Here is a 10,776-nt window from a genome sequence, read left to right on the forward strand (position 1 = left end):
ACCCGTCTAGTCCCTTGCCCGGCACGCGCCCGCATGATCACATCGGCGGGTGAGCAGCACGAACACCGAAGCGCCGTCGCGCCGCCGGATCGCGACCGCCAGCTTCATCGGCACCGCGATCGAGTTCTACGACTTCTACATCTACGGCACCGCCGCCGCGCTGGTGTTCGGCACGGTCTTCTTCCCGCAGTTCTCCGCGCTCGCCGGCACGCTGGCCTCGTTCGCGACCTTCGCCGTCGGGTTCGTCGCCCGGCCGCTCGGCTCCGTCCTTTTCGGACATTTTGGCGATCGACTCGGCCGCAAGCGCATGCTCATCGTCTCGCTGCTGCTGATGGGCGGGGCGACCGTGGCCATCGGGCTCATCCCGTCCTATCAGGACATCGGCGTCGCCGCGCCGATCCTGCTGGTGATCACGAGGTTCCTGCAGGGCATCGGCCTCGGCGGGGAGTGGGGCGGCGCGGTGCTGCTCGCCACCGAGTACGCGCCGCCGGGCAAGCGCGGGCTGTACTCGGCGTTCCCGCAGCTCGGTCCCGCGATCGGGTTCGTGCTCGGCAACGCGTTGTTCCTGCTGCTCAACGCGACGATGTCGGCCGAGACCTTCCGCGCGATCGGCTGGCGCATCCCGTTCCTGGCCTCGGCCATCCTGCTGGCCGTCGGCTACTACATCCGGATGCGGATCGCCGAGACGCCGATCTTCCAGGCCGCGCTCGACAAACAGGAGCGATCCCGCGTCCCGTTCCTCGACCTGCTGCGCCGTCAGCCCGGCGTGCTCGCGCTCGCCACGCTGTCGTTCATCCTGGCGCACACGCTGTTCTACACGGTCACCACGTTCGTGCTCTCCTACGGCACCGGCACGCTCAAGATCAGCCGGACGATGATGCTGGTCGCGGCCATGATCGCGGTGTCGGTGATGGGTCTGCTGACGTTGGTCTTCGCGGTGTACTCCGACCGGATCGGCCGCAAACGGCTGTGTGTCGCGTCGGCGGTGCTCGCCGCGCTGTGGGCGTTCCCGATGTTCTGGCTCATCGAAACCCGGGACCCACTGCTGATCACGCTCGGCATGACCGGCGGCCTGTTGTGCTTCGCGATGCTCTACGGGCCGATGGGCGCGTTCCTGCCCGAGCTGTTCCGGGTGCGGTTCCGCTACTCCGGCGCGTCCTTCGCCTACAGCGCGGCGGGCGTGGTCGGCGGCGGGGTCAGCCCGATCATCGCGACCGACCTGCTGGCCAGGACCGGATCTTCCACGCCGATCTCGCTCTACCTGATCGGCATCGCGGTGATCTGCGTGGTCTCGCTGCTGCTGCTTCGCGAGACCAAGGACGCCGACTTCACCGACGGCCTGGCGCCCTGATGTCCGCGCTCGACGGCGTGGCCGCGGTCGTCACCGGCGCCGCCCGCGGGATCGGCCTGGCGACCGCGGCCACGCTGGCCGCTCGCGGCGCCGAGGTCACGCTGATCGACCGCGACGCCGCCGCACTGTCCGCAGTGGATGGTCCATATCGGACGGTCGCGCTGGACGTCACCGACCACGACGCGCTGGCCGAAGCCGTCCGGACGGCGCTGGCGGCAGGGCCGGGACACGCCGTGCTGGTCAACAACGCGGCGGTGCTGGACACGACGCCGCTGGCCGAACTGACGCCCGAACGCTGGGAACACGTGCACGCGGTCAACCTGACCGCGGCGCTCACCGCGATCCGCGCCGCGATCGCGCCGATGCGGGCCCGCGGTGGCCGGATCGTGAACGTCGCGTCGGTCGCGGGACGGCAGGGCGGCGGGCTGATCGGCACCGCCGCGTACGCGAGTTCCAAGGCGGGACTGATCTCGCTGACCCGCAGCGCAGCGCGCGAACTCGCAGTCGACGGCGTCACTGTGAACGCCGTCGCGCCCGGCCCGGTCGACACCGGCCTCATCACCGGCCGGGACCCCGAACTGCTGCGTCGCGTCCTCGCCGCCGTTCCGGTCGGACGCCTCGGCACCGCCGAGGACGTCGCGGCCGCGGTCGGGTTCCTCGCCTCCGGGGAAGCGGGCTGGATCACCGGCGCCGTCCTCGACGTCAACGGCGGCGCCCTGATGGCCTAAACGGACTCGAAGAGCGCGCTGACGGACTCGCCGTTGTGGATGCGGCGGATCGCTTCGGCCATCGCCGGGGCGATCGAGAGGATCTTGAGCTTGTCCGAGCGTTCGTCCTTCGGGATCGGCACCGTGTTGGTGCAGACGATCTCCAGCACGTCCTCCTGCGCGCCGATGCGCTCGATCGCCTTGGCGGCGAAGAGCCCGTGCGTGCAGGCGACCCGGATCGACCGCGGCTTCAGCTCGCGAAGGCGGTCCAGGAGTTCGAGCACCGTGCTGCCCTTGGCGATCTCGTCGTCGAGGACGATCACGTCGCGGCCGGTGATCTCGCCGATCACCGAGCTGATCTGGACGCGGTCGTCGGCGAAACGCTGCTTCGCCCCGGCCGCGACCTGCGCCCCGAGCAGCCGCGCGAAATGCGCCGCCTCCTTGGCGTTGCCCAGATCCGGGGACACCACGGTGGTCTTCGACAGGTCGTACTGCCGGAAGTACCGGGCCAGCTCCCGCAGCGCGTGCAGGTGATCGACCGGGATGTCGAAGAATCCGTGCACCTGCGGCGAGTGCAACGTCATCGCCAGCACCCGGTTCGCCCCCGCGGTGACCAGCAGGTCGGCGACCAGTTTTCCGCCGATCGAGATCCGCGGCGCGTCCTTCTTGTCCGAGCGCGCGTAGGAGTAGTGCGGGATGACCGCAGTGATCCTGGCGGCCGAGGCACCGCGCGCGGCGTCGAGCATCAGCAACAGCTCGACGAGGTTCTCCTGCACCGGGCGGACCAGCGGCTGGATGATGAAGACGTCGCGTTCGCGGCAGTTCGCCTGCAACTGCACCTCGAGGCAGTCGTTCGCGAACCGCTGCACCTGGGTGGGTAGCAGGGGGACGCCGAGTTGCGCGCAGATCTCCGCCGCGAGCTCGGGATGGGCACTTCCGCTGAAGACTGCGATCTCGCGTGCGCTCACTCCCGACAGGGTAACGATCCTTCGTTCAGAGCACCGCGAGGGCGTCGGCGACCGACAGGTCACCGGCGATCAGCTCCAGCGTGCGGCCCGCGGTGCCCGGCGTGTCGAGCAGACCGACGAGGCCGAGCGCGACGTCGTCACGCGGGATCTTGCCGCGGCCGGTGGATTCGGCGAAGTACACCAGCCCGGTGCCGGGGTCGTCGGTCAGCTGGCCCGGCCGCAGGATCGTCCAGTCGAGGTCGCGGGCCTTCAGGTCGTCCTCGGCGGCCTTCTTGGCCTCCAGGTAGACGCGGAACTCGGGGCTGAACGCGGGCGAGTCGAGCTGGTCGGTGCCCATCGAGCCGACCTGGATGTGCCTGCGGACCCCGGCCTGTTCGGCCGCCGCGCCGAACAACGCGGCGGCGCCACGGTCCACTGTGTCCTTGCGGGCGGCACCGCTGCCCGGCCCGGCGCCCGCGGCGAAGATCGCCGCGTCGGCGCCGTCGAGCACCGCGGCCACCGCGTCCACATCGGACTTTTCCAGGTCGAGGAGGGCGGCGCGGGCGCCGACCGCTTCGAGATCGGCGACGTGCCCGGGATTGCGGACGATCCCGACCGCTTCGTCTCCGCGCGCGGCAAGCAGCTTCTCCAGCCGCAGCGCGATCTGACCGTGTCCACCGGCGATGACGACTCGCATACCGGTGACCCTAGCCTGCCTAGTCGACGTCCGCCGGGACCTCGGTGGCGCGCAGCAGCTGGTCGTAGACGTGCTCGTTGACGAAGCGGGACACCGGGTCCTCGTCGAGCAGGATCCGCTCGGCGCGGCCCTCCAGGTCGAGGTCGATCATCGCGTTCGGGTCGGCGGAGACGACGGCGAGGCCGTACGCGCGGGCACGCGGGAGGCAGTTGCCGACGTAGTCCTCCGTCAGTACGGCTGGCGATGGGAGAACCATCGCGGCCTCGCCGTAGCGTGCGAACGGAACCGCGGAGGCCATCGCGGTGCGCCAGTGCCGGGCGACCGCGAGGACGCCGATGATCTCGGCGGCCGGCGCGGGTGCGGTCGCGGCCAGCTCCGGCCAGGTCCAGGTGTCGACGGTGGCGCGGTCGGCGACGGGACCGACACCCATCGCGATCCGCTCGGCGTGCACGTCGGTGCGCAGGCGCGCGACCACGCAGACCTTGCGGCCGAGCACGGTCGTCTCGGGCAGCACGACGCCGTGCCAGCCCAGCAGCGCGGCGGCCTTGCGGGCCAGCTCCCCGGTACTCGCCGGAAGCTCGATCGGCGGCACCACACGGCTGGGCAGCGACCGGCTGCGCTTCGCGCTTCCGGTGACCGCCGAGCTCTCGGTGTTCTGAGGTGTAGCCGCCACGAGTCCGCCTCCTTCAACCCTGTACCGCTCGTGCCAGCGAAAACCGGCACAGGTACTTGAGTACCAGTCTGGCGACGCGGGGTCTCCGGCTAGCGCGAGTGGCTGCGATCGACGGCGCTCAGCGGTCGGTGACCGGTCGACGGGCGGTCGACGGACTTCGGTCCGACCGTGCCGCCAACCGAGTGAGTGCGAGGTGAGTGGCATTACTGTGCGCCCACGTACCGCTACCGAAGGCACAGAACCACGGTAGAGCAAAGGATTCAACGCGCTAGACCATTCGGCCCAATCGCTTGAGGATCCACTGTGGACGCCGGAGCACTGACCAGCGGCCACACCCCCGGTTGCCCCGTTCGGGTTCCCTCACCCGGTTGGAGGTGACTTGCGCCGCAGCGTCCGGGCACCGCCCGGGTTTATGGTTACTCGTCGGTATACGACCGTGCATGGAGGATCGATGCGCTCGCCGAAGGACTTCTTCGCCCCGCTCGCGCTGGGCGCGCCGGAACCGCTCCGCCAGATCCCGGTGCGGCCGTCGCGGATGATCCACTTCTTCGACCCCGGCAACGAGAAGATGGCCGCCAAGGTGCCGGACATCGCGAAGAAGGTCGACGTCCTGCTCGGCAACCTCGAGGACGCCGTGCGCGCCGACCGCAAGGAGGCCGCGCGCGCCGGGCTGGTGGCGATCGCCAAGGCGAGCGACTTCGGGGGCACCCAGCTGTGGACGCGGGTCAACAGCCTCGACTCGCCGTGGGTGCTGGACGACCTGGTCACGCTGGTCACCGAGATCGGCGACAAGCTCGACGTCATCATGGTGCCGAAGGTCGAGGGCGCGCAGGACATCCACTACGTCGACCGGCTGCTCGCCCAGCTGGAGGCCCGCGCCGGGCTGACGAAGCCGCTGCTCGTGCACGCGATCCTGGAGACCGCGAGCGGCGTGGCCAACGTCGAGGAGATCGCCGGCGCGAGCCCGCGCATGCAGGGCATCTCGCTCGGCCCGGCCGACCTGGCCGCGAGCCGCCGGATGAAGACCACCCGGGTGGGTGGCGGGCACCCCGGCTACCTGGTGCGCACCGACCCCGTCGGCGACGACCTGACCGCCGGGCGCACGACGTACCAGCAGGACCTGTGGCACTACACGGTGGCGCGGATGGTCGACGCGTGCGCGATGCACGGGATCCTGCCGTACTACGGGCCGTTCGGGGACATCCGTGACGTCGTGGCCTGTGAGGACCAGTTCCGCAACGCGTTCCTGCTCGGCTGTGTCGGGGCGTGGAGCCTGCACCCGGTGCAGATCGACATCGCGAAGAAGGTGTTCTCGCCGTCGCCGTCCGACGTGGCCTGGGCGCGCCGGGTCATCGCCGAAATGGGTGACGGTACGGGCGCGGTCATGATCGACGGGAAGATGCAGGACGACGCGTCGGTGAAGCAGTGCCGGGTGGTCGCCGAGCTGGCCGACGAGCTGGCCGCGAACGACGCGGAACTGGCCGCCGCCTATGCCGCGGCCACCAAGGAGGCCCTGTCGTGAGTGAAGTGAAGCCGCGCCGCTCGGTGCTGTACATGCCGGGCGCGAACGAGCGCGCGCTGGAGAAGGCGAAGACGCTGCCCGCCGACGCGCTGATCCTCGACCTGGAGGACGCCGTCGCCCCGGACGCGAAGGAGGCCGCACGCGAACGCGTCTGCGCTGCCGCTTCGTCCGGCGACTACGGCTCTCGCGAGGTGACCATCCGGGTCAACGGCCTCGACACCGAATGGCACGACGCCGACCTGCGGGCGGCCGCGGCGGCCGGACCCGCGGCGGTGGTGGTGCCGAAGGTGAACTCGGCGGCCGAGGTGCACAACATCGAGCGCGCGCTGGAGCTGGGCGGCGCCCCGGAGCACACGAAGATCTGGGCGATGGTCGAAACCCCGGTCGCGATGCTGCGCGCGGCGGAGATCGCGGGCGCGTCGGAGCGGCTGACCGTGCTGGTGATGGGCACGAACGACCTGGCCAAGGAGCTGCACGCGGAGTTCGTGCCGGGCCGGGCGCCGCTGCTCGGCGGGCTGTCGCTGGCGCTGCTCGCGGCGCGCGCGACCGGCAAGGTCATCCTCGACGGCGTCTACAACGACGTGAAGGACCTCTCCGGGTTCGAGGCGGAGTGCCTGCAGGGCCGCCAGTTCGGCTTCGACGGCAAGACGCTCATCCACCCCGGACAGGTCGAGCCGTGCAACCGGATCTTCGCCCCGTCCGCCGAGGAGATCGACCGCTCGCGCCGGATCATCGCGGCGTTCGAGGAGGCACAGGCGGCGGGCAAGGGCGTCGTGACGGTGGACGGCCGGATGATCGAGAACCTGCACGTCGACAACGCCCGCCGAGTCCTCGCGCTGGCCGACGCCATCGGCGAGCCCGCGAGCTAGTCACAAGCCGTAAGGTGAGCCCTATGGCTGACCAGCGGCTGACGTCGATCGAGATCGAGGGTTTCACCTCGATCCGATCGGCGCGCGTCGAGCTGCGCGACCTCAACATCCTGGTCGGCGCGAACGGTGCCGGGAAGAGCAACCTCATCCGGGTTTTCGAGCTGTTGGGCCGGATGGTCGACGGCGAACTCGGGCTCTACGTCGGGCTCAACGGTGGTGCCTCGGCACTGCTGAACGCCACCACGTCTCAGATCCGACTGGCGGTGACCACCGAAACGTCGCGATACCACGCCCTTCTCAGGCAATCAGCGGGAGACAAGTTCATCTTCGCTGCAGAGAGCATCGGCTTCACTGGAGATGGCATCGACCAGGAATCTTTAGGGCGAGGGCACAAAGAATCCGAGCTGTCTTCTCTTCACGGACCGGGACCGTATGGTGATGCTCCCGCTCGACAGTTCGTTGGCTTCGTCAAGGGATGCCGGGTCTACCATTTCGACAACACCGGCGCCGACGCACCAGTAAAGCGGCAAGTCCCCACCGGCGACAACCTTGCCTTGCGCGATGACGCGGAGAATCTCGCGGCGGTGCTGCTACGCCTGAAAGTCAGCAATCGTGTAGAGGACAGGGCCGCATACCGACGCATCACCGGAGCCGTCCGACTGGCCGCTCCGTTCTTTCGTGACTTCGTCCTGGCAGACGAGTTCGGCAGTGACCGGGTCAGGTTGAGGTGGAAGCACCGAGACTTCGACCGGGTGTTCTCGGCCAACCAACTGTCGGACGGGACATTGCGCTTCATCTGCCTCACGACACTGCTCCTGCAACCGCGGCTACCCGGGCTCGTTGTACTCGATGAGCCCGAGTTGGGCTTGCACCCCTACGCCATCGTGCTGCTGGCGGACATGCTGCGTCAGGCCTCGAAGCGCAGCCAGGTCCTGCTCGCGACGCAGTCGGTCACCTTGATGAACCAGTTCACCATCGAGGACCTGATCGTGGTCGAACAACGAAACGGGAACTCCGAGTTCAACCGCCCCGATCCGGAAACACTGCGTTCCTGGCTGGAGGCGTACTCGCTCGGCGAGTTGTGGGAGAAGAACCTGATCGGCGGTCAGCCCGGCTCGACGGGCAGCGTCCTCGATGGCTGAACGCCGCCTCCACCTGCTCCTCGAAGGGCAGACGGAACTCACGGTCGCGCGAGACCTCCTACTGGATCATCTTCGGCAGCGCGGCTGGACCGTCACCTTTTCGATCGTCCGAACCCAGACGACTTCCGTCACTCACCGAGGTGGCGTGTCGTCCTGGCCGAAGCTCGCCCGGGAGATCAAGGAACTGCTGGGGCAAAAGAGCCTGGTTCTGCTGACCACGCTCTTCGACTACTACGGATTCCCGGACACCGCGCCGGGGATGGACAGCCGCCCTGCCGGTTCGGCAAGAGTCGCTGTCGAGCACGTCGAAAAGGCGATCAGCGAAGCTGTCGGCGACCGGCGGTTCCTCCCGCATCTCGTGCTCCACGAACTCGAGACCTGGGTTTTCGCGGCGGCGGATCAGCTGGGCGAGCTGCGCGGCGACGAGACCCTCGCCGCGCGGCTACGCCAGGACTCGACCGCGGCGGGCGGGGCGGAGCTCGTGAACGACGGCCCGAAGACAGCTCCGTCCAAACGGCTGGCCCAGTACTGCACCGACTACGCCAAGACCATCGACGGACCGATCGCCATCACCGAACTCGGCGTCGATCGGCTCAAAGAACGGTGCCCTCACTTCGCCGCGTGGCTGAACGAGATCGAACGACGCTAGCCGGTCACGGCCAGGGATGTTGGGCCGGGCGGAGGAGTTCGAAGGCGGCGCCTGCGCGCAGCACGGCGACGTCGGCGAAACGGGGGCCGGTGATCTGCAGGCCGATGGGCAGGCCGTCGGCGGTATAGCCGCAGTTGACGGCGAGCGCGGGCTGGCCGGACATGTTGTACGGCACGGTGAACGCGATGTGCTCCAGCGCGCGGGCCGGGTCGTTGGTGGGCGAGGCCCAGTCGGCGGGCGGCGGGCCGACCGGGCTGGTCGGGGAGAGCACCAGGTCGAACGGGGCGGTCGCGCGCAGGGCGGCGACGCTCACCGCGTCCATCTGGGCGAAGGCGCGGTAGGTGTCCACACCGGACACTTCGGCGCCGCCCTCGGCCCACGCGGCGATGTAGGGCAGGACCTTCGCGCGACGCTCGGCGGGCAGCGCGGTCAGGTCGGACCAGGACCGGACGCGCCAGAAGCGGTCGAGACCGGCGAGCATTTCCTGGGTGGTGAACGCGGCCACCGGTTCCACCACGGCTCCCGCGGCCTCGAACAGGCGCGCGGCCTCGGTGACGGCGGCGGTGATCTCCGGCTCGACCGGGAGACCGGCGCCGGGATCGAGGTGGAGGCCGACGCGCAGGCCGCGGACCGAAGCGTCCACAGTGGACCAGTCGAGGTCGGCGGGCGGGAGGCACAGGTGGTCGCGCGGGTCGGGGGCGGACAACACGCTCATCAGCAGCGCGGCGTCGGCCACCGTGCGGGTCATCGGCCCGGCGACACGGCCGAGGAACGGCGGGTCCACCGGGACGCGGCCGAAGCTCGGCTTGAGCCCGGCCAGTCCGCACCAGCCGGCGGGCAGCCGGATCGAACCGCCGATGTCGGTGCCCACGTGCAGCGGGCCGTACCCGGCGGCGGCCGCGGAGCCCGCGCCCGCGCTGGAGCCACCCGGGGTGCGTGACGGGTCCCACGGGTTGCGCGACGCGGTGTGGAAGCTCGACAGGCCCGAGGTCAGCATGCCGTAGTCCGGCATGGTCGTCTTCGCCAGCAGGACACCGCCGGATTCGCGGACCCGGGCGGCGGCCGGGGCGTCCGCGGTGGCCGGGGCCAGCTCGGTGGCGGCGGTGCCGAGCGGGACGGGGGTGCCCCGCGTGGCGATGTTCTCCTTGAGCGTCAACGGGACGCCGTCGATCGGGCCCAGCGGCTCCCTCGCCTGCCAGCGCGCCTCGGACGCCTTCGCGTCCTCCCGCGCGCCTGCCGGGTCGTAAGCGTAGAGCGCGTGCAGTTCGGGCTCGCGCGCCTCGATGCGGGCGAGGACGTTCTCGGTGACTTCGACCGGCGAGAGCGTGCCCTCGCGGTACGCGGTCACCAGCTCGACGGCGGTCAGATCGGCCAACTCGGGCATGGCGTTCCTCCTCAACGTCGGTCCGTGGGGGCCTCCTTGAGGGACCTGGAGTCCCTCGGGGAGGCCCCCACGGAACATCAGGCAGGTGGGGTGAAGCGGCCGTCGACGGCGGTCCAGCCACCGTCCACGGCGAGCACGGACCCGGTCACGAAGCTCGACGCGTCCGAGGCCAGGTAGACCACGGCGCCGGCGAGTTCGTCCGGACGCGCCCAGCGGCCCAGCGCGCCCTTGGCCGCGTAGGCGTCGTACCACTCCGGGTTCGCCTTGATCTGCGTGGTCAGCGGGGTTTCGACGACGCCGGGTGCGATCGCGTTGACCCGCACCCCGGCCGGGCCGAACTCCGCGGCAGCCGTGCGGAACAGCTGGACCAGCCCGGCCTTCGTGGCCGCGTAGGGCCCCTGACCGGGCTCGACGGTGGTCCCGCGAATCGACGAGAACCCGATGACGCTGCCCCGCCCGCGCTCGACCATACCGGCGCCGAACGCTCGCACGACGTCGAAGGTCGCGCCGAGGTTCAGCGCGATCACCCGGTCGAACTCCGCACGGGTGTAGTCGAGCAAACGTTTGCGTACGTTGGTCGCGGCGGTCAGGACGACGATGTCGACCTCGCCGAGATCGGACACGGCACGCGAAATCGCGCCCGGCGCGAGGATGTCGATCTCGTACGGCTCGCCGACATCCGTCTCGCGCGCGGCGGCGACATCCCGGTCCGCGCAGATCACCGACGCGCCGTGCGCGGCCAGCGCCCGCGCGGATTCCCGGCCGATCCCGCTGCCACCACCGAGCACGACCGCGCGCTTCCCGTCGAGCCGGAAGAGCTTCTCGTAGTTCACGG

The 10,776-nt window shown here is 70.1% G+C and carries 11 protein-coding genes; 6 read left to right on the forward strand and 5 right to left on the reverse strand.

Translation table 11 applies throughout. The features are described from left to right. The first annotated feature begins 49 nt into the window (after positions 1-49). Together ABD987_RS36810 and ABD987_RS36815 are read left to right on the forward strand one after the other, a co-directional pair. The gene (locus tag ABD987_RS36810) at positions 50-1,351 is read left to right on the forward strand and encodes an MFS transporter (RefSeq protein ID WP_345405364.1); all 1,302 of its coding nucleotides are present in this window, start codon (positions 50-52) and stop codon (positions 1,349-1,351) included. After that, positions 1,351-2,079, forward strand: a complete 729-nt coding sequence (locus ABD987_RS36815) for an SDR family NAD(P)-dependent oxidoreductase (protein WP_345405367.1) — start codon at positions 1,351-1,353, stop codon at positions 2,077-2,079. The genes ABD987_RS36810 and ABD987_RS36815 overlap by 1 nt, the downstream gene beginning before the upstream one ends. Here ABD987_RS36815 and ABD987_RS36820 read toward each other — a convergent pair. The 3 genes from ABD987_RS36820 to ABD987_RS36830 are packed head-to-tail and all read right to left on the reverse strand — an operon-like array spanning position 2,076 to position 4,375. Continuing rightward, on the reverse strand, positions 2,076-3,026 hold the full coding sequence (locus ABD987_RS36820; RefSeq protein WP_378214241.1) for a ribose-phosphate diphosphokinase: 951 nt from the start codon (positions 3,024-3,026) through the stop codon (positions 2,076-2,078). The two genes, ABD987_RS36815 and ABD987_RS36820, sit on opposite strands and share 4 nt — an antisense overlap. A 25-nt stretch (positions 3,027-3,051) precedes the next feature. Then, on the reverse strand, positions 3,052-3,702 hold the full coding sequence (locus ABD987_RS36825) for an NAD(P)H-binding protein (protein ID WP_345405370.1): 651 nt from the start codon (positions 3,700-3,702) through the stop codon (positions 3,052-3,054). Positions 3,703-3,721: 19 nt separating this feature from the next. Beyond that, the gene (locus tag ABD987_RS36830; protein WP_345405373.1) at positions 3,722-4,375 is read right to left on the reverse strand and encodes a hypothetical protein; all 654 of its coding nucleotides are present in this window, start codon (positions 4,373-4,375) and stop codon (positions 3,722-3,724) included. A gap of 451 nt (positions 4,376-4,826) precedes the next feature. On the opposite strand from ABD987_RS36830, the gene ABD987_RS36835 reads away from it, so the two are divergent. The 4 genes from ABD987_RS36835 to ABD987_RS36850 are packed head-to-tail and all read left to right on the forward strand — an operon-like array spanning position 4,827 to position 8,557. After that, entirely contained in the window at positions 4,827-5,897 is a 1,071-nt protein-coding gene (locus ABD987_RS36835) for an HpcH/HpaI aldolase/citrate lyase family protein (RefSeq protein WP_345405376.1), read from the forward strand. 5 nt (positions 5,898-5,902) lie between these two features. Beyond that, complete coding sequence (locus ABD987_RS36840; protein WP_345405739.1) at positions 5,903-6,766, forward strand: HpcH/HpaI aldolase/citrate lyase family protein; 864 nt, start codon at positions 5,903-5,905, stop codon at positions 6,764-6,766. A 23-nt stretch (positions 6,767-6,789) separates the two neighbouring features. Further along, on the forward strand, positions 6,790-7,908 hold the full coding sequence (locus ABD987_RS36845) for an AAA family ATPase (RefSeq protein WP_345405379.1): 1,119 nt from the start codon (positions 6,790-6,792) through the stop codon (positions 7,906-7,908). Then, positions 7,901-8,557, forward strand: coding sequence for a DUF4276 family protein (locus ABD987_RS36850; protein WP_345405382.1), 657 nt, complete (start codon positions 7,901-7,903; stop codon positions 8,555-8,557). The genes ABD987_RS36845 and ABD987_RS36850 overlap by 8 nt, the downstream gene beginning before the upstream one ends. A gap of 4 nt (positions 8,558-8,561) precedes the next feature. On the opposite strand, the gene ABD987_RS36855 is transcribed toward ABD987_RS36850, so the two are convergent. Together ABD987_RS36855 and ABD987_RS36860 are read right to left on the reverse strand one after the other, a co-directional pair. Continuing rightward, positions 8,562-9,941: an amidase gene (locus ABD987_RS36855; protein ID WP_345405385.1), complete on the reverse strand. Its 1,380-nt coding sequence runs from the start codon at positions 9,939-9,941 to the stop codon at positions 8,562-8,564. Positions 9,942-10,018: 77 nt separating this feature from the next. Then, positions 10,019-10,774 carry an SDR family NAD(P)-dependent oxidoreductase gene (locus tag ABD987_RS36860; protein ID WP_345405742.1) on the reverse strand — a complete coding sequence of 252 codons (756 nt, stop codon included), beginning with the start codon at positions 10,772-10,774 and terminating at the stop codon, positions 10,019-10,021. Between the last annotated feature and the right edge of the window lie 2 nt (positions 10,775-10,776).

It is taken from the genome of Amycolatopsis samaneae, assembly GCF_039541975.1.
In the GTDB taxonomy this organism is placed as follows: Bacteria; Actinomycetota; Actinomycetes; order Mycobacteriales; family Pseudonocardiaceae; genus Amycolatopsis; species Amycolatopsis samaneae.